Source organism: Sediminibacterium sp. C3, assembly GCF_000508085.1.
Lineage (GTDB): Bacteria > Bacteroidota > Bacteroidia > Chitinophagales > Chitinophagaceae > Sediminibacterium.
In genome coordinates this window covers 868,385-890,841 of the sequence record NZ_KI669560.1, presented here as the reverse complement: position 1 = coordinate 890,841, position 22,457 = coordinate 868,385, and the positions used below count along the sequence as shown (strand labels likewise).

Below are 22,457 nucleotides of genomic sequence, written 5' to 3'. Positions count from 1 at the left end.
CAGCCCGCATATAGCGGGCTGATTAATTGTTGTTTAAACATTATATTTAAATCGTATACAGTAGAAATTTTTATTATAAAGTGCCGATATATTCGGTTACTTCAGCCAAAGACTTCTTAAAAGTAACATTGGTTGGCACACGTTTCTTGTAGGTCTGTGTTAAAGCACCGGAAACAATCACGGAGAATTCCGGGATTCTGTTCTGAACATTCACAAGAAATTTCTCAAAATTGAAATTATGCGCTACGGAAGTAAGATGAGAATAAAGAAAATCGGGTTTCTTCAGTGTTGCCACATATTCTACATCTTTCAGTGGTACATTGGCACCCAGGTAAATCACTTTAACACCCCTGCTCTTAAACAAATAATAGGTAAATAAGATACCCAGTTCATGATGTTCCCCTTCAGGTAAAAACAGCAATACTGTTTTTCTTTGGGTAAGCGGAGTCTGACAGGTTTCAATACCCATAATCAGTTTCTGACGAATGATATTGGTTACCAGGTGCTCCTGTGCAGGATTAATATGGTTGGTAAGCCATAATATGCCTATGCGCTCAAGGAAAGGAAAAATAATCTGTGGAATGGTTTTTTCAATCCCCTTGGTTTTAATATAACCATCCACCAGCACTTCAAACTCATCCAGCTTCATGTCGATCATGCAGCTGATTAATTCATTCACAATTCTTTCCTGCTGTGCCTGAGCCTGATTTAAACTGAGGGTTTTTTCGCGCATTTCTTCCGCACTCATGCGGTCAATATGCGAAATTTTGAAGCCATACTTATTCAGTAAGGCAATGTTCAGAACTGTTTTGAGTTCGTCGCCGGAATAGTAGCGAATATTGGTTTCTGTCCGCTGTGGGTTAAGGAACGAATACCACTGTTCCCAGATACGGATGGTATGCGCTTTAATACCCGACAGGTTCTCTAGATCTTTGATTGTAAAGGCATTCATAGCATTAGTAACGCAATGTTGCCGATTTTGTTTAAAAAATCTACAAAACCTTTAAACGCTTCAGGTATTCGCCATAGCCACTTTTAGCATATTTTTCAGCTAAAACCATCAGTTGTGCGCGATCAATAAAGCCCATGCGGTAAGCCACTTCCTCAATACAACCAATTTTCTGACTCTGGCGCTTTTCAATGACCCTTACAAACTCACAGGCGTCGGCAAAGGAATCAAAAGTACCGGTATCCAACCAGGCAGTACCTCTGTTCATGATACCTACCTGTAATTTTCCCGCTTCCAGGTAAACCCGGTTTACATCGGTTATTTCGTATTCGCCTCTTGGGGAGGGCTTGATATTTTTAGCAATTTCTACTACGGAATTGTCGTAAAAATACAATCCGGGAACTGCATAATTCGACTTGGGCTGTTTGGGTTTCTCTTCAATGGAAATGGCTTTTTTGTCGGCATCAAATTCAACCACGCCGTAACGCTCAGGATCATTTACTTCATAAGCAAATACCGCAGCTCCGTTTACATCGTTGAAGCTTTGCACCAGCTTACTGAAGCCAGCACCATAAAAAATATTATCACCCAGAATCAAACAAACTTTATCCTTGCCAATGAATTGTTCTCCAATCACAAATGCCTGCGCCAATCCATTGGGCTCGTGCTGCACTGCATAAGAAAAGGAACATCCTATTTCAGCACCATCACCGAGCAATCTTTTAAACTGATCAGCATCCTGCGGAGTGGTGATGAACAGAATCTCCTTAATACCCGCCAGCATCAACACCGACAGCGGATAGTAAATCATGGGCTTATCATACACGGGCATCAGCTGTTTACTGATTCCTTTGGTAATCGGATACAACCGCGTTCCTGATCCTCCTGCTAAAATGATTCCTTTCATATGCTGGGTATAAAGATTTTAAAATTGCAAAGTATTGATGCAGTCTTTCAGAAAAGGCAATTCCTTGTCTTTATCCGAAAGCAATAATTGATCAGCGGGCAATTTCCAGTCAATGCCTAAATCAGGATCATTGAAAGCGATGCCACCTTCCGCTGCTTTGTAATAATAGTTATCGCACTTATAAAAAAATGTTGCCTGCTCACTCAATACAACAAAACCATGCGCAAAACCTCGTGGTACAAAAAACTGTGTGCGGCTCTCTCCACTCAATTCTACTGCTACGTGCTGACCAAAGGTTTTTGAATCCTTTCTTAAATCAACCGCAACATCCAGTACGGTTCCATTTAATACACGAACCAGTTTTGCCTGTGCAAACTCTCCATGCTGAAAATGCAAACCTCTCAAAACACCTTTACCAGACTGAGATTGATTGTCCTGCACAAAATCGACTGCAACACCCGTTTTCTCTAAAAAAGTATTTCGGTTAAAACTCTCAAAAAAATAACCACGACTATCACCAAAAAATGTGTCGTGAATAATGAAACAGCCTTCAATGGGGGTATACTCTATCTGCATGGTTATTTGTTGCTATACATAGATTCGTAATAATGCTGGTAATTACCGCTGGTTACGTTATTCAGCCATTCGGTATTAGCCAGGAACCAGTCAATGGTTTCACTCAATCCCTCCTGAAATGTTACAGTTGGCTTCCAGCCAAGTTCCCGGTTGATTTTAGTTGCATCAATGGCATAGCGTCTGTCGTGTCCGGGACGATCCTTGATATAAGTAATCAATTGCTCGCTGGTACCTGCAGGCTTTCCCAACTTTTCATCCATTTGCTGGCATAATAATTTTACCAGATCAATATTTTTCCACTCATTGAATCCGCCAATATTATAGGTTTCACCATTTAATCCTTTGTGGAATACCAGGTCAATAGCCAATGCATGGTCTTTTACGTACAACCAGTCTCGGGTATACAAGCCATCTCCGTACACAGGCAATGGTTTTCCCTGTAAAATATTATTGATGAACAGGGGGATCAGTTTCTCCGGAAAATGAAAAGGCCCATAGTTATTGGAACAGTTGGTTATGACAACCGGTAAATGATAGGTTTCATGATAAGCCCTTACGAAATGATCTGAAGAAGCTTTACTGGCAGAATAAGGGGAGCGGGGATCGTAGGCTGTTTCTTCCGTAAACAAACCTTCTGTTCCCAGACTTCCGTAAACCTCATCTGTTGATACATGATAAAAACGATGATTGCTTAAATCCGCTGCCCATTTCTGTTTTGCAGTATTCAACAGATTCACCGTACCAATTACATTCGTGTAAACAAAGTCTAAAGGAGAAACAATGGATCTGTCTACATGCGACTCTGCTGCCAAATGGATTACATCGGTAACCTGGTATTGGTCAAACAAATCTTCCACCGCTTTCACATCCAGAATATTCACTTTGGCAAAGCGATAATTGGGTTTGTTTTCAATATCACGAAGATTTTCCAGATTGCCTGCATAGGTTAAGGCATCCAGATTGATGATGGTATAGTCAGGATATTTATTAACGAATAATCTTACAACATGCGAGCCTATAAAACCGGCGCCCCCGGTAATGATGATTCTCTTAGACATAAATGAATTTATATGAATATAAAGTTACTGCTTTGTATGCTTACTTACTTATTTGCCGGATTTATTCCAGGGGGCATTTTTTACCAATTCATACACCATGGATATGCCCTGATACAGGTCTATCCTGGCTTTCCAGCCAAAACTGTTGATTTTGCTTACATCCATTAATTTTCTGGGAGTACCATCGGGTTTGGATGCGTCCAGAACAATTTCTCCGGCATAGCCAGTAATTTCCTTTACCATCTGTGCCAACTCAAGAATAGTCACATCCACTCCGGTTCCAATATTCACCAGTCCCTTTTCATTGTAATTCTCCATCAGATACAGACAGGCTTCTGCCAGATCATCCACATGCAGAAACTCCCTTCTGGGTGTTCCGGAGCCCCAGATGGTTACAGTGGGCTCATTATTCACTTTTGCAGTAATGAACTTACGTAACATGGCAGGCAATACATGGCTTTTCTCCAGATCGTAATTGTCATTAGGACCGTACAAATTCGTAGGCATGGCAGAAATAAAATTACAACCATACTGGGCCCGGTAACTATCACATAATTCAATGCCCGCAATCTTTGCAATGGCATAGGGCTGATTGGTTTCTTCCAGATAGCCACTCAGCAAATATTCTTCTTTCAATGGCTGTGGCGCCATTTTAGGATAGATACAGGAAGAACCTAAAAACAATAATTTCTTTACGCCGTTTACATAGCTCTGATGAATAATATTACTCTCCATCATCAGGTTGTCATAAATAAATTCAGCACGATAGGTATTGTTGGCAACAATACCGCCCACTTTAGCTGCTGCAAGAAAAACATAGTCTGGTTTTTCTGTTGCAAAAAAATCAGCAACAGCCTGCTGATTGCGAAGGTCCAGTTCCTGTGAAGTACGTGTTACAATGGAAGTGTAACCCATGGCTTCCAGTTTTCTTACAATGGCACTGCCCACCATTCCTCTGTGCCCTGCTACATATATTTTTGCTTGCTTATTCATGTTCTTTCTCGGTTGCAAATCCATTGTCTTTCAACAACTGTTCTTTTTTAAACAATACAATGTCGGCTGCCACCATTTCTTTTACCATTTCGGCCAAAGTATATTTTGGTGACCAGTTTAATTTTTTCTTTGCCTTGGATGCATCTCCAATTAATAAGTCTACTTCGGTTGGTCTGTAATAGCGCGGATCTACTTTTACCACCACCTGACCTACTTTCATTGGTGAGTGCTGCGCATTTTCAATAGCTGCAATGGTACCCACTTCATTAACTCCCTCACCGGTAAAAGCAAGGGTTACGCCAACTTCTGCAAAAGCCATTCGCACAAAATCACGGATATAGGTAGTAACTCCTGTTGCCAGTACAAAATCTTCTGCCTGCTCCTGCTGCAACATCAGCCACATACCTTCTACATAATCCTTGGCATGTCCCCAGTCTCTTTGTGCGTCGAGGTTACCCAGATAGAGAACATCTTGTAATCCCATGGAAATACGGGCCACTGCACGGGTAATTTTACGGGTAACAAATGTTTCTCCTCTTAAAGGACTTTCATGGTTAAACAGGATTCCGTTGCAGGCATACATGCCATAGGCTTCCCGGTAATTTACTGTTATCCAGTAAGCATATAGCTTGGCTACCGCATAAGGGCTTCTGGGGTAAAAAGGCGTTGTTTCACTTTGCGGAACAGCCTGTACCAACCCATATAATTCAGAAGTAGATGCCTGATAAAATTTTGTCTTTTTTGTCAAGCCCAGCAAACGAATCGCTTCCAGAATTCGCAATGCTCCCACCCCGTCTGCATTGGCGGTATATTCCGGAGTTTCAAAACTCACATGCACATGGCTCATGGCAGCGAGGTTATAAATTTCATCGGGCTGCACTTCCTGAATAATACGAATCAGGTTTGTGCTATCGGTTAAATCGCCGTAATGCAGCACCATATGGCGGTCCGGGATATGCGGATCTTCGTAAAAATGGTCAATTCTTTGCGTATTAAACAGCGAACTTCTGCGCTTGATTCCATGCACTTCATAGCCCTTCTTCAGCAGCAATTCTGCCAAATATGCACCGTCCTGGCCGGTGATGCCCGTGATTAATGCTTTTTTCATGTTCCTAGATTCATGCAAATATGCAACCTAAAATGCATATAGCATAAATTGGCAGCAATATCCAATTAGTATAACTTAGCTTTTACACTTATACAAATATGGGAAACAGATACTATTCTCTGGATGTTTTCAGAGGCGCAACGGTAGCTTTAATGATTTTGGTTAATAACCCGGGAAGCTGGAGTCATATTTTTGGTCCCCTGCAACATGCCCCCTGGCATGGGGTAACTCCCACCGATTTGGTTTTCCCTTTCTTTTTATTCGCAGTAGGAAATGCCATGGCTTTTGTGATGCCACGCTTTGAAGCGGCAGGTCCTGCAGAATTCTGGAAAAAAGTAATCAAAAGAACCCTGCTTATTTTTGGTATTGGGGTTTTGCTGCACTGGAGCCCTTTTGTAAAATGGGACGGAGAAGAGCTGGTGTTTAAACAGTGGGAGAACGTAAGGATATTAGGCGTTTTACAAAGAATTGCGCTTTGTTATTTCTTTGCTTCTGTGATTGTGTTTTATGGAAAAACCAGGGGTGCTTATGTGATTGGCATGGCAATACTATTGCTTTACTGGTTTGTTTGTTACGCGTTAGGTGCAGATGGAGATCCGTATAGTTTACAGGGTTGGTTTGGAACTGCCATTGATATTGATATTTTAGGCGTTACCCATATTTACAAAGGAGAAGGCGTTCCTTTTGATCCGGAAGGATTCATGAGTACACCTGCCGCCATTGTGCAAGTAATTTTTGGATTCCTTGTTGGACAATACATCCAGCTGAAAGGAAAGAATACCGATATGTTAAGCAGTCTTTTTGTTGCAGGACTGGTACTTACTTTCAGCGGATATTGCTGGGATTTGGTATTTCCTATCAATAAAAAAATCTGGACCAGCAGCTACACTTTGTATACAACAGGACTGGCTATTTTAACCATTGGTGTCATGATTTATGCCATTGAATTTAAAGGGGCCAAAGGTGCATGGAGCCGCTTCTTTGATGTATTTGGTAAAAACCCTTTGTTCATTTTTGTATTGAGTGGATTCTTACCCAGATTATCCGGCTTACTAAGATGGGTATCTGAAACAGATGCTGATGGTACCAAGCATTATACCAGCTTTTTATCCTGGTTCTACAATACACTCTGCAAGCCAATTGCGGAAGACCCGAGAGTGGGATCGCTGGTATACGCATTGTGCATGATTGCTTTTTACTGGTTGATTGTATATGTACTGGACAAGAAAAAAATCTACATCAAAGTCTGATGTTTTAGCAATAAACGATTTGGTTAAATTAAATGTGGCTCCAATAGCTTATCGGATTTTCTTTGCCGGATTACCTGCATAAAAACCAGGCTCGGTAATATCTTTCGTGACCACAGCCCCTGCACCAATCACTACATTGTCACAAATATTGACAGGCAGGATTGTGGCATTACTGCCAATAGAAACATGATTGCCGATTAATGTGGCCTGCCATTTAGATGCATCTCCTGCTGGTCTGCCCTCAGAAAAAAGGTCATTGATAAACATTACACCATGCCCAATGAAACAATCATTGCCAATGTTAACCAGACTACAGATAAAACTATGTGACTGAATTTTACATCTCTCTCCTATGGTAACATTGGATTGAATTTCAGTAAAAGGACCAACACGGGTATCATGGCCAATAAAACAGCCGTAAATATTGACAGGTCCAACGATGGTTACATTTTTTCCAAACTGCACATCGCGTACAGAAGACTCAATTAAATTGAAAGCAGGTAACATGACACTAAATTTTATACAATTTAGTTCAATTACCTTGCCTGATATATGAGATTGATCAGTTCAATGGTATTTTTAGCTTCGGCTATATTGGTATAATAAGGCACCTGATGTTGCAGTGATTGCACCAGACTATCATACACTTTGTAATGATTGCGCATACTGCCCTGGTAATTTCCGTAGTCGTTTGGACCAACCTCAAAATCAGACAATATATTTTTTTGCAGTAATGCAATGCTGTCTTTTAATGCACTGTCGTTTGTTGTGTGTTCCCATTCATTTAAATAGGCTCCACCTGCTTTAATGATTCCTTTTTCTCCAATGATGGTGATGGATCCTTCTTTGTTTACATAAGGCTCATTAATGCTATACTCCATTTGTACCCGAATAGCATGATCAAAAACCAATTGCAGATTTCCTTCGTCTTCAAACTCAATCAGCCCCTTGTGCAACCGATTGTTAAAGCTGGCTTCTATCAATTTTCCTTTACCGAAAAACCAGCACAAAAGATCAATAAAATGACTGTACTGCGTAAATAAAACACCACCATCCAATGCCAAAGACCCGTGCCAGCTATTGGTATAATAGGAAGCGGGTCTGTGCCAGAAACATTTTACCAGCACTTGCTGTATTTTTCCCAAAGCATGTTTATCCAGCAATGCTTTCATGAGTTGCACCGGCAGATTGAACCGGTTTTGCATAACTGTGAAAATATTTTTACCTGCTTTGTCTGCAGCAGTCTGCATAAGCGAAATATCAGATATGGTTAACGCAACCGGCTTTTCAACTAAAACATGATAGCCATTTTCGAGCGCCTCAATGGCTTGTATTGAGTGAAGACCGTTGGGTGTTGCAATAACCACAATATCAATATGAATACCAGAAGAATACAACTGAGCTGTATTGGTAAAAAAGGGAACTCCATTGAGCAGACCATATTGTTCTGCCTTGAGCGAATCAATATCCACTACTGCCACCAGTTTACCAACACGGATTATTTGCCTGATATGCTCTGCAGCAATTCTGCCACAGCCAATCATGGCAAAATGAAGAAGTGGATTCATGATAGTATTGCCCATTAATCAAATAAACTGGCTGCTTTTACCAGACTTTCCGGCTTACCAACATCTAGCAATAAGGCACCTGTGTGATCAAATGCGTAAATAGCTTCTGTAGCACAAAGATCCAGGTACACATCAACCATTGAGAACTTACCCTCTCTGCTTATTTTCTGAAGTAAGGCAGTTTGTATTACGTGCAGACCACTAAAAGCCCGGTTAAATAATCCTGCAGTGTTTAATCCTTCCGGCTTTACCTCCCCGGTATTCACATTGGTCCAGCCTTTTAATTGACTATCGGATCCAAATAAAAAATAGCGGGATGATTCTCTTTGCGAAACAGCGAGTGTGGCCAGTGCATTCGTTTGCCTATGCTGTAATATCATCTGATCCAACTGCAGATTGGTTAAAATATCTGCATTCAGAATAACCATATTTTCTTCGCCTGCAAAAAGCGGTGCTGCTTTTTTTAAACCGCCTCCTGTTTCCAAAACCGCATCCGTTTCATCAGAAATAATTATGGAAGAACCCCATCCCTGATTTCGCTTAACCGCATCAATAATCTGATCGGCAAAGTGATGTACATTTACCACTACTTCCGTTATTCCGTATTCCTGCAGGTATAAAATATTTCTTTGCAACAAACTTTTTCCATTCACCATTGCCAGCGCCTTAGGGTGATGGTCGGTCCAGGGTTTTAGCCGGGTACCCAATCCTGCTGCAAAAATCATTGCTTTCATATCATCATTTATTTTACCCAGTTTTCACGATTGGTATGCGTTAATACCACTTTTACTTTGTACTTGTTTCGCAGATGTCTGGCCGTTTGCTCTGCAGCATATACGCTTCTGTGCTGACCACCTGTGCATCCGAAATTAATCATCAGGTTAGCAAAATCCCTGTTCAGATAATCTTCAACGGTGATATCAACCAAATCCCAGACACTGTTTAAAAACTTGCCCATCCTGGTTCGCTGTTCTAAAAAATCCTGCACCGGTTTGTCCAGTCCACTCAGCTTCTTGTATTCATCAAATCTGCCCGGATTCAGAATACCGCGCATATCAAACATGAAGCCACCGCCATTCTCTGTTTCATCATGGGGCAAACCACGCTTATAACTGAAACTGTTAATGGTAATCACCAGTGGCGTTTTTTCATTGGCCTGTGGTGCCACAAACTTGTTAATCATGCTGTCTTCCACGACCAGTTTCAGTACCCGATCAAATTCAGGTGTTACAATCCCTACCCGCTTGTGCTCTATAAAAAATTTCAGGTTATGCAATGCCAGTGGTATGCTTGCGAGGAAATGTGCTTTGCGCTCAAACAAGCCTCTGAATCCATACGCGCCCAATACCTGTAGCAAACGGATCAATACATAGCCATTGTACTGACTTACAAAAGTGATTCTGTCAACAGGCTCCGGCAATAAAGGATCTACCTGATCCATATAATATTCCAGCAACTGGTCTTTCCATTCCTCACTTAACTCTGCTTTTGCCTGCCATAACAGGGATGCTACATCGTATTGCAAGGCACCCTGCATACCTCCCTGGTAATCGATAAAATGCACTTTGTCGTTTTGTACAATAATATTTCTGCTCTGAAAATCGCGGAACATGAAATACTTATTCTGCGTACGGGTTAAATAGGTACTCAATGCATCAAAGTCGTCGAGCATGGCCTGCTTATCGTAAGGCAATTGCAGTGTATCTAAGAAATAATATTTGAAGTACAGGAGATCACTCAAGATGGCTTGCTTGCCAAATTCCTTGGCTGTTAAACACCAGTTATAATCTAAACCCTGATGCCCCAGCACCTGCATGCGTGCGAGTTCTTTCAGGCTTTGCTGAAAAAGCTGGTATACATATTCACCGTGACCATTTGCTTCCAGTTTATTCAGCAGCGATTCCGTTCCAAGGTCTTCCTGCAAATAAATGGTATTGGTATCGTTTACTGCTAAAATAGCCGGAACAGGAAGTTCGGCTTTTTTAAAGTGCTGACTGAAATATACAAATGTGGCTGTTTCTCTTGTGTTGATATTGTAAGTGGCAATATAGGTATTAGCAGCGCTATATACCCTGAAGTAAACGCGATCACTGCCGCTCTGTGGTAATTTTTCTATTCTGTCTGGTGTCAGCTGTAAAGCCTGCTGACAAAGTTGTTGGATTGCTTCAATAATGGATTCCATGAATGCGCTTCGTTTCAACGAAAATAAAGCTAAGAATCCAAAGCAATGGCATCCATCAGGGTTTTAAGGCAAATACGTTTACCTGCCTGTATTGTTCCTGTCCGAATGGTTTGCGCAATAACACCAGTTCGGTAATGGTATAACTGGGCGAATGACAGAGTAACTGATGCTGAATCGCCGGCCTTAGATTGAAATACATTTCCCTGCACTGGTAGCTGCTGATAAACTGGCTCACTACTTTCAATTCATTCGCCAGTTGCGCAAAAGCACCTTGATCGGCCAGACAGAACTGTAGCTGACCAGTGTCTTCCTGTATCTGCTGATGCACTTGCACGGTAAAGGCCGATTTGTTACTGATGATGCGGTGCATCCAGCGAATAATGGTTTCTTCCATTTGCTCCGTAGCTTCAAAAACAGCCATTTCAAAAGGATAAGCCATCAGCAAATATTGCTCCCTTTCGCTGGCCATCAGCGGCTGTTGATCCCTGGGTAAAACATATCCTTCCTGCATAAACAAAAATTGAATTGATAATTATTTTAGTATAAATTTACTAAATTATTTAGTAAGTAAAAAATCATTTTATGGACGGGGAAATCGGGTACGGAGCCGCCTACAAAGGCTCCAAGCGGTATTCGCAGTGGGAAGTGCCTACTGCCAATGCCACCGGATTCGGGGCTGCTGCCGACGATTATATGGAGCGGGGCATAGACCTGAACGAACAACTGGTGCACAACAAGCCAGCTACTTTTTTCTTTCGGATGAACAGTGATGCCATGACGGGCGCGGGTATTTTTAGCGGGGATACCTTAATTGTAGACCGCAGTATTAAACCTGTGAGCGGCAAAATCATCATTGCCATTTTAGACGGAGAATTACTGGTTCGCCGGTTGCATAAAAATTTTAACCAGTTAACCCTGGTGGCAGAGAACAAAAAATTTGCAGACATTCCTTTAACGGGGGGCTTCGATGAACGGGCCCAGGTTTGGGGAGTCGTTACGTATTCAATTCACACGGTATAATCATCCGGACAGAATATTATGATTGGAATAATTGACTGCAATAGTTTTTACTGTTCCTGCGAAAGACTTTTTTTACCTGCCCTGCACAATGCACCCGTAGTGGTATTAAGCAATAACGACGGATGCATTGTGTCGCGCAGCGACGAAGCCAAGCAGGCAGGGATTGCTATGGGCATTCCATATTTTCAGGCAAAGGAATTGATTCAACAAAAGGGTGTTCATACCTTTTCTTCCAACTATAATTTATATGGGGATTTAAGCTGGCGCGTGATGGAGACCCTGCGGCTATGTTTGCCCGCCGGTGCAGTAGAAGTGTATTCCGTAGACGAATGTTTTGTAACCCTCGATCATATTGAGCCCTCTCGGTTAGAGGCGTTTTCGCTCCACCTGAAAAACACAGTGGAGCAATGGACCGGCATTAAAGTATCTATTGGTGTTGCAGCCACCAAAGTATTGAGCAAAGTGGCCAATCGGCTCGCAAAAAAAAACAAGCAGGCCACCAATTGTATTATGGTGTTGAACACACCGGAAAAAGTAGCCACTGCATTGCAGCAAACTGCAGTAGAAGATATCTGGGGCGTGGGCCGTCAGTACGCAGAAAAGTTACGCAAATACAATATCAATACGGCTTTCGACTTGCGCGGCATGCCTGAAGCATGGGTTCAGAAAAACCTGGGCGGTGTAGTAGGACAAAGACTCTTAAGAGAATTGAATGGTGTAAAGAGCATTGAAATGAAAGATCCTTTGCTGAATAAAAAAATGATTGCCACTACCCGCATGTTCGGGAAAAATGTAACCAGCAAGGACCAGATTAAAGAAGCAGTAGCTACCTATATTACCAGGGCTACCGAAAAATTAAGAAGACAACAAAGTGCCGCTTCGGTCATTTATGTTTTTGTTATTCCCAAACAGGAAAGAACAGAAGGAAGATTCAGACATGGCAACAGTGTAGGTACCTATGTGCATTTACCTTATGCTACTTCTGCCACGCACTTGCTGATTAAACCCGCCGTAGCAGCAGTAGATCAGCTTTTTGAAGAAGGGGCTGTTTACAAAAAAGCCGGTGTAATTCTGAGCGGACTCGTACCCGATGAATCGGTGCAAGGAAATTTATTTACCGATGCCGTTCCGCAACAAAACAGAAAACTCATGAGCGCCATTGACAATATCAATTTTGCCATGCGCAACGATATTGTACAATTTGCAGCAGCAGGTACTACACGCAACTGGAAAATGCGACAGGAACTGCGAAGCCCACGCTATACTTCACGCTGGAATGAATTACGGGAAGTCATATAAAGAATAAAATTTTTTTAGTGTAACCTATTTAGTTACATTTATGCATGATTGTCAGTATCCGACATAAGGGATTAAAGCTGCTTTGGACTAAAAACGATGGGAAAAAACTTCCCGCTGCGCAAGTTAATAGGCTAAAAATGGTATTGGAAATTCTTGATGCAGCAGAAGTAATTGAAGATATAAATTATCCTGGCTCAGCATTACATGCATTAAAAGGAGAATTAAAAGGATTTTGGGCAGTGACCATTACAGGCAATTATCGAATTATTTTCAAATTTGAAAATCAAAATGTCTATCTAGTTGACTATACCGACTATCATTAAAATTCAGAAATCATGAAAGAAAAATTAAAAAGAGGACTGACCCCAACCCATCCGGGTATACTTTTAAAAGAAATGTATCTTACTCCATTGAATATTACAATTACAGAGCTGGCAGTAAAGTTTGGCGTTGCAAGAAAAACAATATCGGAATTGGTGAATGGGAAAGTAGGTGTAAGTGCTGAAATGTCTTTAAGATTAGCAAAGGCATTTAATACAACACCTGAGTTTTGGCTGAACATGCAGCGTAACTACGACCTTTTTACCGCTTCCGGTAAAATTATATTAAATAAAATAAAGCCTTTCAAAATAACATTGCCAGAGAAATCAACTTCTCACAAAAGAAAAAAGATTTCACTGTAATGCATCCGCTTACCGGATAGGGAATCGGCTGAACAATGCCTCTATAGCTTTATCCGTAAAGCTTTTGAGCCTGGTGCTGTCGTCTGGCAATGATCCCTTCAGGGTTGCTGTCCACAGCATATGATTTTTTGCGGCATCTACTACATGCAGGGTTATGGCTCCTCGTCTGTATCGGCCCACTTCTATTTCTTCTGACTTCCATTTATAATTACGCTGTCCCATATAACGCATCATGCCATCCTGCGGCCAGGTGGTTTCTCGGGTTTGTACTTCCAGTTTAACCGCTACTCCGATATTCACAAACAAATCAGGATTTTTATCTACCTGCGTAAAACGACGCTGCTCCATCTCCTGGGCAATTTCCTTTTTTAAATACGCAATGCGTTCATTGAACCGATCCGAAATGGTGTCTCCATAAGCAGTCACTTCGTAAAAAGCAAAAGTTTTGTAATTACTGAAATTGGCGTCAGGTGCAGTAGCCACATCTAAAACGCGGGGACCCGAACAGGAAACAAACAATAAACCTAATAGAGCAATAAACAGATACTTCATACCAATGATTTTGTAAAGGGTTAAAGTGTTGTATCAAATTTACTTTAAACAATGCAGATTTTTTTGAATAAAGAAATCCAAAGCAAATGGTTTCTCGTAGATAAAGAAAAAAACTATGAGAAATTACAAACTATTCGCAACCGTCTTTGCCGCAACGGCTATTTTTGCTTCTTGCAAAAAGTCAGATTCTGCACCTGAAGCACAGGTAGTAAAAGAAATCATGGTATCGCTGGCTGCAGCCAATGAAAACCCGCAACCAACCGGAAGAACAGAAAGAGGAATGGCTACTATTAAAGTATATAGCGACAATTCCATTACAATGGATGCCTCTGTTACAGGATTGGCTTCAGGAGACAATTTAACCATGGCACATATTCACGCCGGAGATCCGGTAACCAATGGCCCTGTGGTATTAGACTTTATGCCTGTTTTTACCGGCAGTATGGTTAAAGCAAGTGTGAAGGGAGTAAGAACTTCTTTCATTGATAGCTTAAAAGCAGGAACAGCAGATTTGTATGTAAATATTCACTCAACGCAAGTGCCTTCTGGAATTGTAAGAGGACAACTATTTAATGAAGTGAATTTTGCAGCCAGCGTAGCATTATCAGGGATGAATGAAGTACCTTCTGTAACTACTACCGCAACAGGAATGGCACTTATCAGAATTACTACAGACAACAAATTATATAGCAAAGTAACTGTTAGTAATCTGGAGTCGAGTGATGCCTTAAGTGCTGCACATATTCATACAGGTGCTGCCGGAATCAATGGTGGGGTATTAATAGGCATTTGTGAATCGGCTGCTGATTTTGGCATGACAAAAATCTTTTTACCCAGCATGGCTATTTTGAATTCAATTAAAAATGATGCGCTTTATGTAAATGTGCATTCTTCTATGCGACCATCCGGGGTAATCAGAGGACAGATCAGATAGTACAGAAATGAATAAAGACAGAGGAGTGGGATTAACTAAGTTGGTCCTGCTCCTTTTTATTGGGCTTGAATTTTTATACATTCGTAAATCGACTTTATAAAGATGAAAAGTAAATCAAGCATAAAACTCCCACTTACCGATTTTGAAAAAGCAAATTTGAGAAAGAACAAAATCAAAATTGCAAATATTCTTGACTATGCAAAGGATGAATTGGAAGTGTTGCTTCATGCAACACCTCAACGGGCAAAAGAAATTTATGCTTTAGCTGAATTCCAAACCATACCATCGGTTGGAATTAAATTTGCTGAAGACCTTGTATTCTTAGGTTATTATTCAATTAATGAACTAATTAATAAAGACGGAGCAAAGCTTACAGACGAATTCGAAATAAAGAAAGGTTTTTGGACAGACCCTTGCGTTGAAGACCAATTTAGATTAGTAGTATACTATGCAAACACTAAGGACACAAAAAAAATGTGGTGGAACTTTACCCAAGAAAGAAAAAAATTTCGCAATGAGCATGGTTATCCAGTAAGCAGGCCTCAAAAATCCTGGTTTGACGAATAATATAAGTTTAATTAAAAAACCACGAACTTCGAATACGACTAAAAACTCATTCAATGGTTACAAAAGAATGTTGTGATTTGCTTTCATTTTTAGAAACTACGATCTTTGAATACAACTTGTAGTGCCTGTTCATATATTTTTTGATTGTTGTGATTTGCTTTCATTTTTAGAAACTACGATCTTTGAATACAACCCTTTTTTATTTGTCTTGTACGGCTCAAAAGTTGTGATTTGCTTTCATTTTTAGAAACTACGATCTTTGAATACAACAAGTAACGGTCAGGAAGTAACCTTAAAGGCGTTGTGATTTGCTTTCATTTTTAGAAACTACGATCTTTGAATACAACATTTAAGAAACAAGGCCAGCCTGGAGTGATGTTGTGATTTGCTTTCATTTTTAGAAACTACGATCTTTGAATACAACAACTAACCTTTAAACCTTAACCTATGAACAGTTGTGATTTGCTTTCATTTTTAGAAACTACGATCTTTGAATACAACTAAACCTTGCGTATAATACCTTCAGAACGCGTTGTGATTTGCTTTCATTTTTAGAAACTACGATCTTTGAATACAACCCTTTGGCATGAATAAAGACGGCTTCCATTGTTGTGATTTGCTTTCATTTTTAGAAACTACGATCTTTGAATACAACATTTTGAAATACATCTGCCGATATAAGTCAGTTGTGATTTGCTTTCATTTTTAGAAACTACGATCTTTGAATACAACGACAATGCTCGACGTCTCTTCGCTTTGGTAGTTGTGATTTGCTTTCATTTTTAGAAACTACGATCTTTGAATACAACTTGTTTGCATTGGTTAGGTTTAGGAGTTACGTTGTGATTTGCTTTCATTTTTAGAAACTACGATCTTTGAATACAACAATCTGTAATTGATACCCTACCACTTCTGTGTTGTGATTTGCTTTCATTTTTAGAAACTACGATCTTTGAATACAACTAGATAAGAATTGGATTGAAAAAGTAATTCGTTGTGATTTGCTTTCATTTTTAGAAACTACGATCTTTGAATACAACGTTGTTCTAATTGAGACAAGAGGCGAGGGGGTTGTGATTTGCTTTCATTTTTAGAAACTACGATCTTTGAATACAACGCTTCGCGCTGAAGACAGCCAATTGTTAACGTTGTGATTTGCTTTCATTTTTAGAAACTACGATCTTTGAATACAACGTTATTAAATACGGTGACAACGTTGTTATTGTTGTGATTTGCTTTCATTTTTAGAAACTACGATCTTTGAATACAACGTTACATTATGGTCTTTTGCGTACCATAGAGTTGTGATTTGCTTTCATTTTTAGAAACTACGATCTTTGAATACAACCGTTGTTTTGATTAATTGATAGGACAAATAGTTGTGATTTGCTTTCATTTTTAGAAACTACGATCTTTGAATACAACGGCTTAAGCTTAAACGCAATATGAGCAAGGGTTTTCAAAGATTGTATTTCTAAAAAAATCACCAAAAAAACTACAATTTGTACCATTAAAGCAATTTTTCAAGTTCCTATTGTCAAAATAATTCAAGTTGTTGAGGGGTTTCGATTGGATCAATCTGCTTTTTTCCATGGAAAATTTCAATTAATCCAAACTGTTTATCTGTTATGGTCATTAAGACGACATGGCCTTTTTCTGGCAGCTTTTTCTGGACTCTTTTAATATGCACTTTGGCGTTTTCCATACTTGGACAATGCCGTAAATAAATAGAAAACTGAAACATACCAAATCCATCTTTTAATAAATTTTTTCGAAAATCTGCGTAGATTTTCCTGTCCTTTTTGGTAACAACCGGCAAATCAAAAAAAACAAGTACCCACATAATTCTGTATGCATTTAAGCGATCAGTTTTCATGTCAATACCGGATAAGCAATTTTTCGTTGTTGCCCTATTAAACATTTAGCTAAAGAAGCTGCAGTTCTTTGTGTAGCAACGAACAGGGGGCTTTTTTCGTCTTCAATTTTCACATCGAGTGTTGGTAATTTTAATAATTGGTTTTTTAAGTCCCTGTTCAAAACATCCAGTTGCGAGGTTTTATCCACTAATTCCCTTACTGTTAAATCAACAAAAGGGCGATATGGCTCCATAATGTCATCTGCTAAACAGTACGCATTATAACGATTACGATGGAAAATGCCCAATGCGGGTAGTAACCCACTTCCTGCTAAAGCCCTTGCCATTGTAGCTCTAATAATTGCATACCCATAATTTAAAAGATTATTGGGGGGTGGGCCTTCTCTGTGCCTAAAAAACTGCCAGGCTGGAGGAAAAATATTTTTCCAATAATGGGCAGAAGCCTGAGCTTCATGATTATCGGAATCTCCACTTTTTACTTTTTGGGCTAGATTAATCATTAACTGGTTGGGAATCTGCCATTTATTTAAAACTATAGCTTGGTTATATATTTTGGCCTTTATCGTTTGTTGCCACAATTGTTTTTTAAGCGGTTCTGTAGCTTCTATCTGAAACCTAAATCGTTCGCTTTGTAAAGTATGACTTTCCAATGGCATCAAAAGTCCACTTGGCATATGTTGTTCATTACAGGTTACAACGGCTGTATTATTTGAGGACAACTTATCTAATAAAAAGTGTGTTAAAGTAATTTGCTGGTGTTCCAAAACCAAGATTCCAATATCCTCAATCGGCACTGATTTTTCCGGCATTTCCTCCATGCCCTTTACGTGTGAATAGCTCACTACCAATTGGCCATTTTGAAAACGCAAATGGCATGGGCTTTCGATGCAAAGGGTTCGTTTAAGCATTTATTTTCCTTATTTTACCAATTACATCAACCCAAACTTTGATAGGTTTATAAGAATCATAGGCCGCAAAACTTCTAATAGAAATATATCTTTTACTTAACTTGGCTTCATTCGTATCAACTAAACTTGTTTCTAAATGATGTCTAAAAACATAATACGAAGCACCAATTTTTTGAACTCGATATAAATAGTCTGAAAGAAAACTATAATCTATATTCTCTAAATCACTTAAAACAGACTCATCAATTCCTAAAAGAAAGTACTCGTTTTGTTGCATACTCTCATGATATATCAACTTGTCCTTAGGCAACTTCTCTAAAAATGAATCGGGGTAATCATTCCCCTCCAAAATTTTAGACCAAACTTCATTTGTATCTTTTATTATAACAGGTAAACCATATTTCTTCCTTTCAACAGCATGCCAGAATGTGCATATATGTTCCAATTTATTACCATTCTCATCAATATAAATAGCAATATGATGATTGTTTCCTGGTTTAACAAAGCCAATTGCATGTCCCCGATTATCTTTTGAAAAGGGCTCAACAACAGACAGTCCTGTAAACATTCTAACCGTTTTAATTGGAATTTGCTTTTCTTCATTTAACCAAACAGTCTCTTTAAAAGCTTCCTTTTCCTTACCTCCATATTTGTCCAACCGCTTTTGAATTGCATTTTTAACTGCCCCATCTACAATAAACTCAACATCCTTAGATTTTATATTCTGTATAGGATATTTTATAACATATTCTTCTTTATAACAATCCCCTTCCAAAATCTTAACTCCTGATTGGGTTAATAATTCATTCTTCTTAATAGAAGCTAAGGCCAACCTTACATTTCCTTCATTTTGATTTAACCTTTCTCTTATTAAATTCTTTATGTCAGTATTCACTATTAAATCTGGATGTTCAAATAAGTATTTAACTGGCTTACCCTTTTCAATAATTTTGATTTTACCATAAACACTCTCCTCGCTCAAAGCTCCTCTTGGCACAATGATATTTCTTTGCACTATCTGCTTCTCGCCATTAATCTTTGCTTTACGAATCCCTTTAGAAGCAACTTTTTTACCTGACTTAAATGATACCAAAATTTTTGCTGCTTCATTCTCAACTTCCGAAGTTGTGAATGGCCGCTCTTTAATAAAATACTGTTCTAACAAATTTCTCTTTTCGTCAAAAACAATTGATGCATCAAGTATTTCTCTCCTCATTGCGTCTTTAACATCACTAGAATTTAGAGTGTTGATTCTTTGAATATATCCTTGTTTTGTACATGCCACCACTAAGGCATCAACTGCGTGATGTCGGTGATCATCTCTTTTTGTCCATCCAATTATCTCTTCTTTTGAATGTTGCTTTTGTCCATGATTACTACTCCATTCTATTTTTTGCGTTAATCCCAGAGCTTGATATTTAGGTTTCTGTAAATTCATCAATACATCATTCCAGCCCCATAATCTTCTTAACTCAGCTGTAACAGTCCCTTCAGATGTAGTAACTAGCGGGCATATTTTTTCGAAAATGCTTCTAGCTTTTCGAGAAATATATTGTGTCTCACGAAGCTGTCTGTCAATGAAGTTTTCCCAAATTTTTTTATCGCTTTCAGTTTCTTTCTTCTGTCTTTTTCTTTCTAAATAACCTTCATAAGAAATTTTCAATCGCTGCATCTTAGAATAAGAAATAATGCCTCGCTTAAACCAGTCATCTACCCTACTTATATAATCGGTCAATTCTACATCCCCCTTTTTAGCTATAAAGTCAAAGGCAGTCTGATTGGTTTTTTGTGCATTGCAACTCCTATGAACCAATACCTTATTTGTTTGAGAATCATCAAAGAGCAAAGACTTAGGCACAATATGATCAACATCAAAATTATCACCCGTTAATGCCTCTGATATATTAAATGACTTGCCACAATAAATACATATATTTTCAACATGGGCATCTTTTAAATTTTTACTTAAGGATGGAAATATGAATTTATACTTTTGAATATACCGCTTCGTTGCTGGAATACCTAAACTACTCAATCTTTGCCCTATTTCAGCATTTAATTTCTCATTGGATCGATTACGAAAATCCATTTCATTTCTTTCATCCTTGCTCTGTTTAAGTTCCCTTGCTAACTCAACTCTAATTTCATCTGGCTTTCCATATTTTGAAATAATTGCATTTACAACATTTATTGCCTGATTAAGGATTTTTTCTACAACCGGCTGTCGTAAGGAATTTTTGGGAATCAACTCTAATTTTTCAGCATATTCCATTTTAGCTTTTTCCTCCTTAGTTAAACTATTGCTATGATTAAAGCCAGCCAATTCACATGCGTCAGAATAAACGTACCCTCTCATTAAGTAGGGTAAAATTTTTCTAATTGCCTTACTCGATTTATTCCCAAAACCATGTTTAGTAAAATCAATTTTTGCAAGTGCCTTTGCTTTTTGTTCAGATATGCCAAATTTTTGAACTAAAGCCAATTGGCACTCTACTTCATCTTTAATAGAATAAATGGTGTGCCAAATTCTATACAGTGTATTATTTTCAAAGTTTTCTGAAATAACTTCTCCTGATACCTCACTAAGAATCTCGCCAGATTTTTTATCAACCAGAACTTGAATGCTATCTAAGAGCAAAATTTCAATATCAAAATCAGGAATATCATTTTCTAAGACTTTTTTTATTTCGGCAACGGTTATATTTCCAGGCAATCCATTTTGTATCTGCTTATTTGCGTAAACGTTTTCTTTATTCAATCCCAAAATCTTGATTAATTCTGTATATGATAATTTAGTATTGTTATTCAGATAATTTACAATCCTTTCTTTTTGCTCAATTGTTGGAACGAAATCAATCCACTTATTTCCCTTCGATTCTTGACTTTTTATCTTCAATGAAATATTGTTGACAATTTCCCATATTTTACACAATTGAAAGATTGGTGATGACTTAGGTGCAACTTTAGGCCCAACAAATATGCTGTTTCCTTTACCATCTTTTGTAGTAAATCCTGCTAATTCACAAATACTAACAAGCCCTTTTTGTGATTTTAAAGGTCGTTGGTAGTAAATAATTTCATTACGAATTTTACTAATTAGTTGTTCTGTAAAAATTTCTGGATAAAAGCCAGATTGAATTTTTACAATGGCATCAAATTCTTCCAAATATGCTTCGCGTGGAAAAACTTGCTCTTTTATTCTATAGAATTCATTTTGCTGTAATTCCTTATAAAATTTTTGTCCTATCGTCAATCCTAATTCTTTAATTTCCTGATGTCTTCCTTTTACTGCCAACACATATTCTGTGTCCTTTTTATCTAGATTTGCGTCTGACCTAGAACTTTTGTAACCTCTTTTTTGATTTAAATGATAAAGTACTCTTCCAATTTCTTTTAGTGATAATTTTTCTGTTACCCCTTTTGCTCTCAAACCCCACAATTCTATTGATGGAAGCTTAAATAAAGATTCATCGAACATTTTATTTTCAATCAGAACTTTGGTTAGGTAGCTTCTCCTTAACTGATATCGATCATATCCTTTTCTTTGCGTTCTTTTTGCCGTTCTCTTTTGGTTCTTAGAAATTTTATTCCCTGTTGAGAACTCGGTCTTTTCATCATTATCAAGCGGAACAATTCTAGAGCCCATGCCTAAAATCTCTTTCCTAGAGTCGTTTTCTTGAATTACCGCCCAGCCTATCGAGGTGACTCCCAAATCCAATCCCAAAATTTTTTTGTTCATATACTTTTATTTACTAATTTCATTTTGAAAGCAAATCACAATAAGGATTATTCCGTTGTGAAAACATTTAAGCCGCCTCGTCTTACCATACGGGGCATTTTTATGCGCTTTCTACAAAACAGAGAATACTTTATAAAATAACAATTGGGGAGGAATACCAATATAAGACGAAATTCTTATATGAGCAAATTCAAAAAATAAACTACCAAATCGTTCAGAGACCTTAATTTTGCAGAATTCTTAGAAAAAATGAACCCTACTCTGAACTCCAACGAATCAATCCCTTCT

Annotated in this window: 22 protein-coding genes and 1 CRISPR repeat array; of the genes, 7 read left to right on the top strand and 15 right to left on the bottom strand. The window is 38.7% G+C overall.

The features are described from left to right. Window positions 1-73: 73 nt before the first annotated feature. From F777_RS15675 to gmd, 6 genes are read right to left on the bottom strand one after another with little or no spacing between them, the layout of a single operon-like run. Window positions 74-952 carry a MerR family transcriptional regulator gene (locus F777_RS15675; protein ID WP_037369123.1) on the bottom strand — a complete coding sequence of 293 codons (879 nt, stop codon included), beginning with the start codon at window positions 950-952 and terminating at the stop codon, window positions 74-76. A gap of 40 nt (window positions 953-992) precedes the next feature. Continuing rightward, complete coding sequence (gene rfbA / locus F777_RS0104190; RefSeq protein WP_026750947.1) at window positions 993-1,856, bottom strand: glucose-1-phosphate thymidylyltransferase RfbA; 864 nt, start codon at window positions 1,854-1,856, stop codon at window positions 993-995. Window positions 1,857-1,874: 18 nt separating this feature from the next. Beyond that, entirely contained in the window at window positions 1,875-2,432 is a 558-nt protein-coding gene (gene rfbC, locus F777_RS0104185) for a dTDP-4-dehydrorhamnose 3,5-epimerase (protein WP_026750946.1), read from the bottom strand. A gap of 2 nt (window positions 2,433-2,434) precedes the next feature. Beyond that, window positions 2,435-3,490: a dTDP-glucose 4,6-dehydratase gene (gene rfbB / locus F777_RS0104180; protein ID WP_026750945.1), complete on the bottom strand. Its 1,056-nt coding sequence runs from the start codon at window positions 3,488-3,490 to the stop codon at window positions 2,435-2,437. Between the two features lie 48 nt (window positions 3,491-3,538). Next, window positions 3,539-4,483, bottom strand: coding sequence for a GDP-L-fucose synthase family protein (locus F777_RS0104175; protein ID WP_026750944.1), 945 nt, complete (start codon window positions 4,481-4,483; stop codon window positions 3,539-3,541). Beyond that, on the bottom strand, window positions 4,476-5,591 hold the full coding sequence (gene gmd / locus F777_RS0104170) for a GDP-mannose 4,6-dehydratase (protein ID WP_026750943.1): 1,116 nt from the start codon (window positions 5,589-5,591) through the stop codon (window positions 4,476-4,478). The genes F777_RS0104175 and gmd overlap by 8 nt, the downstream gene beginning before the upstream one ends. A 98-nt stretch (window positions 5,592-5,689) precedes the next feature. On the opposite strand from gmd, the gene F777_RS0104165 reads away from it, so the two are divergent. Next, complete coding sequence (locus F777_RS0104165) at window positions 5,690-6,841, top strand: acyltransferase family protein (RefSeq protein ID WP_026750942.1); 1,152 nt, start codon at window positions 5,690-5,692, stop codon at window positions 6,839-6,841. A 48-nt stretch (window positions 6,842-6,889) separates the two neighbouring features. Here F777_RS0104165 and F777_RS18520 read toward each other — a convergent pair whose 3' ends face one another. The 5 genes from F777_RS18520 to F777_RS0104140 are packed head-to-tail and all read right to left on the bottom strand — an operon-like array spanning window position 6,890 to window position 11,102. After that, window positions 6,890-7,348: an acyltransferase gene (locus F777_RS18520; protein WP_026750941.1), complete on the bottom strand. Its 459-nt coding sequence runs from the start codon at window positions 7,346-7,348 to the stop codon at window positions 6,890-6,892. 29 nt (window positions 7,349-7,377) lie between these two features. Next, on the bottom strand, window positions 7,378-8,424 hold the full coding sequence (locus F777_RS0104155) for a Gfo/Idh/MocA family protein (protein WP_081720456.1): 1,047 nt from the start codon (window positions 8,422-8,424) through the stop codon (window positions 7,378-7,380). Beyond that, on the bottom strand, window positions 8,424-9,143 hold the full coding sequence (locus tag F777_RS0104150) for a nucleotidyltransferase family protein (protein ID WP_026750939.1): 720 nt from the start codon (window positions 9,141-9,143) through the stop codon (window positions 8,424-8,426). Before F777_RS0104150 ends, F777_RS0104155 begins: the two co-directional genes overlap by 1 nt. 8 nt (window positions 9,144-9,151) lie before the next feature. Continuing rightward, complete coding sequence (locus F777_RS0104145; RefSeq protein ID WP_026750938.1) at window positions 9,152-10,591, bottom strand: RapZ C-terminal domain-containing protein; 1,440 nt, start codon at window positions 10,589-10,591, stop codon at window positions 9,152-9,154. A 55-nt stretch (window positions 10,592-10,646) separates the two neighbouring features. Continuing rightward, complete coding sequence (locus F777_RS0104140) at window positions 10,647-11,102, bottom strand: hypothetical protein (protein ID WP_026750937.1); 456 nt, start codon at window positions 11,100-11,102, stop codon at window positions 10,647-10,649. Window positions 11,103-11,173: 71 nt separating this feature from the next. On the opposite strand from F777_RS0104140, the gene F777_RS0104135 reads away from it, so the two are divergent. The 4 genes from F777_RS0104135 to F777_RS0104120 are packed head-to-tail and all read left to right on the top strand — an operon-like array spanning window position 11,174 to window position 13,593. After that, window positions 11,174-11,611: a LexA family protein gene (locus F777_RS0104135; RefSeq protein WP_026750936.1), complete on the top strand. Its 438-nt coding sequence runs from the start codon at window positions 11,174-11,176 to the stop codon at window positions 11,609-11,611. An 18-nt stretch (window positions 11,612-11,629) separates the two neighbouring features. Next, the gene (locus F777_RS0104130; protein WP_026750935.1) at window positions 11,630-12,910 is read left to right on the top strand and encodes a Y-family DNA polymerase; all 1,281 of its coding nucleotides are present in this window, start codon (window positions 11,630-11,632) and stop codon (window positions 12,908-12,910) included. A 44-nt stretch (window positions 12,911-12,954) separates the two neighbouring features. Continuing rightward, window positions 12,955-13,233: a type II toxin-antitoxin system RelE/ParE family toxin gene (locus F777_RS0104125; protein ID WP_026750934.1), complete on the top strand. Its 279-nt coding sequence runs from the start codon at window positions 12,955-12,957 to the stop codon at window positions 13,231-13,233. A gap of 12 nt (window positions 13,234-13,245) precedes the next feature. Continuing rightward, complete coding sequence (locus F777_RS0104120) at window positions 13,246-13,593, top strand: HigA family addiction module antitoxin (protein WP_026750933.1); 348 nt, start codon at window positions 13,246-13,248, stop codon at window positions 13,591-13,593. A gap of 9 nt (window positions 13,594-13,602) precedes the next feature. Here F777_RS0104120 and F777_RS0104115 read toward each other — a convergent pair whose 3' ends face one another. Next, the gene (locus F777_RS0104115) at window positions 13,603-14,145 is read right to left on the bottom strand and encodes a DUF4136 domain-containing protein (protein ID WP_026750932.1); all 543 of its coding nucleotides are present in this window, start codon (window positions 14,143-14,145) and stop codon (window positions 13,603-13,605) included. A gap of 115 nt (window positions 14,146-14,260) precedes the next feature. On the opposite strand from F777_RS0104115, the gene F777_RS0104110 reads away from it, so the two are divergent. Continuing rightward, entirely contained in the window at window positions 14,261-15,079 is an 819-nt protein-coding gene (locus F777_RS0104110; protein ID WP_026750931.1) for a CHRD domain-containing protein, read from the top strand. Between the two features lie 102 nt (window positions 15,080-15,181). Then, window positions 15,182-15,646: a helix-hairpin-helix domain-containing protein gene (locus tag F777_RS0104105; protein ID WP_037369122.1), complete on the top strand. Its 465-nt coding sequence runs from the start codon at window positions 15,182-15,184 to the stop codon at window positions 15,644-15,646. 69 nt (window positions 15,647-15,715) lie between these two features. After that, a CRISPR array of direct repeats spans window positions 15,716-16,763; the repeat unit is 47 nt; unit sequence GTTGTGATTTGCTTTCATTTTTAGAAACTACGATCTTTGAATACAAC. Window positions 16,764-17,183: 420 nt separating this feature from the next. Here the strand turns inward: F777_RS0104105 and cas2 are convergent. Genes cas2 through cas9 form a run of 3 tightly spaced genes read right to left on the bottom strand, consistent with a single transcriptional unit; the run spans window position 17,184 to window position 22,169 of the window. After that, on the bottom strand, window positions 17,184-17,489 hold the full coding sequence (gene cas2 / locus F777_RS0104095) for a CRISPR-associated endonuclease Cas2 (RefSeq protein WP_201767566.1): 306 nt from the start codon (window positions 17,487-17,489) through the stop codon (window positions 17,184-17,186). A gap of 29 nt (window positions 17,490-17,518) precedes the next feature. Beyond that, the gene (cas1, locus tag F777_RS0104090) at window positions 17,519-18,430 is read right to left on the bottom strand and encodes a type II CRISPR-associated endonuclease Cas1 (protein WP_026750927.1); all 912 of its coding nucleotides are present in this window, start codon (window positions 18,428-18,430) and stop codon (window positions 17,519-17,521) included. Continuing rightward, on the bottom strand, window positions 18,423-22,169 hold the full coding sequence (gene cas9 / locus F777_RS0104085) for a type II CRISPR RNA-guided endonuclease Cas9 (RefSeq protein WP_026750926.1): 3,747 nt from the start codon (window positions 22,167-22,169) through the stop codon (window positions 18,423-18,425). Before cas9 ends, cas1 begins: the two co-directional genes overlap by 8 nt. Window positions 22,170-22,457 lie beyond the last annotated feature (288 nt).

What these genes read in the sequence shown, in the direction of transcription:
- F777_RS0104155 (WP_081720456.1), bottom strand. Translation starts at nt 8,424, where the DNA reads ATGGGCAATACTATCATGAATCCACTTCTTCATTTTGCCATGATTGGC.
- F777_RS0104110 (WP_026750931.1), top strand. Translation starts at nt 14,261, where the DNA reads ATGAGAAATTACAAACTATTCGCAACCGTCTTTGCCGCAACGGCTATT.
- F777_RS18520 (WP_026750941.1), bottom strand. Translation starts at nt 7,348, where the DNA reads ATGTTACCTGCTTTCAATTTAATTGAGTCTTCTGTACGCGATGTGCAG.
- cas1 (WP_026750927.1), bottom strand. Translation starts at nt 18,430, where the DNA reads ATGCTTAAACGAACCCTTTGCATCGAAAGCCCATGCCATTTGCGTTTT.
- F777_RS0104165 (WP_026750942.1), top strand. Translation starts at nt 5,690, where the DNA reads ATGGGAAACAGATACTATTCTCTGGATGTTTTCAGAGGCGCAACGGTA.
- F777_RS0104175 (WP_026750944.1), bottom strand. Translation starts at nt 4,483, where the DNA reads ATGAATAAGCAAGCAAAAATATATGTAGCAGGGCACAGAGGAATGGTG.
- F777_RS0104120 (WP_026750933.1), top strand. Translation starts at nt 13,246, where the DNA reads ATGAAAGAAAAATTAAAAAGAGGACTGACCCCAACCCATCCGGGTATA.
- F777_RS0104150 (WP_026750939.1), bottom strand. Translation starts at nt 9,143, where the DNA reads ATGAAAGCAATGATTTTTGCAGCAGGATTGGGTACCCGGCTAAAACCC.
- F777_RS0104135 (WP_026750936.1), top strand. Translation starts at nt 11,174, where the DNA reads ATGGACGGGGAAATCGGGTACGGAGCCGCCTACAAAGGCTCCAAGCGG.
- cas9 (WP_026750926.1), bottom strand. Translation starts at nt 22,169, where the DNA reads ATGAACAAAAAAATTTTGGGATTGGATTTGGGAGTCACCTCGATAGGC.
- F777_RS0104105 (WP_037369122.1), top strand. Translation starts at nt 15,182, where the DNA reads ATGAAAAGTAAATCAAGCATAAAACTCCCACTTACCGATTTTGAAAAA.
- rfbC (WP_026750946.1), bottom strand. Translation starts at nt 2,432, where the DNA reads ATGCAGATAGAGTATACCCCCATTGAAGGCTGTTTCATTATTCACGAC.
- rfbA (WP_026750947.1), bottom strand. Translation starts at nt 1,856, where the DNA reads ATGAAAGGAATCATTTTAGCAGGAGGATCAGGAACGCGGTTGTATCCG.
- F777_RS0104130 (WP_026750935.1), top strand. Translation starts at nt 11,630, where the DNA reads ATGATTGGAATAATTGACTGCAATAGTTTTTACTGTTCCTGCGAAAGA.
- F777_RS0104140 (WP_026750937.1), bottom strand. Translation starts at nt 11,102, where the DNA reads ATGCAGGAAGGATATGTTTTACCCAGGGATCAACAGCCGCTGATGGCC.
- F777_RS0104115 (WP_026750932.1), bottom strand. Translation starts at nt 14,145, where the DNA reads ATGAAGTATCTGTTTATTGCTCTATTAGGTTTATTGTTTGTTTCCTGT.
- rfbB (WP_026750945.1), bottom strand. Translation starts at nt 3,490, where the DNA reads ATGTCTAAGAGAATCATCATTACCGGGGGCGCCGGTTTTATAGGCTCG.
- gmd (WP_026750943.1), bottom strand. Translation starts at nt 5,591, where the DNA reads ATGAAAAAAGCATTAATCACGGGCATCACCGGCCAGGACGGTGCATAT.
- F777_RS15675 (WP_037369123.1), bottom strand. Translation starts at nt 952, where the DNA reads ATGAATGCCTTTACAATCAAAGATCTAGAGAACCTGTCGGGTATTAAA.
- cas2 (WP_201767566.1), bottom strand. Translation starts at nt 17,489, where the DNA reads ATGTGGGTACTTGTTTTTTTTGATTTGCCGGTTGTTACCAAAAAGGAC.
- F777_RS0104125 (WP_026750934.1), top strand. Translation starts at nt 12,955, where the DNA reads ATGATTGTCAGTATCCGACATAAGGGATTAAAGCTGCTTTGGACTAAA.
- F777_RS0104145 (WP_026750938.1), bottom strand. Translation starts at nt 10,591, where the DNA reads ATGGAATCCATTATTGAAGCAATCCAACAACTTTGTCAGCAGGCTTTA.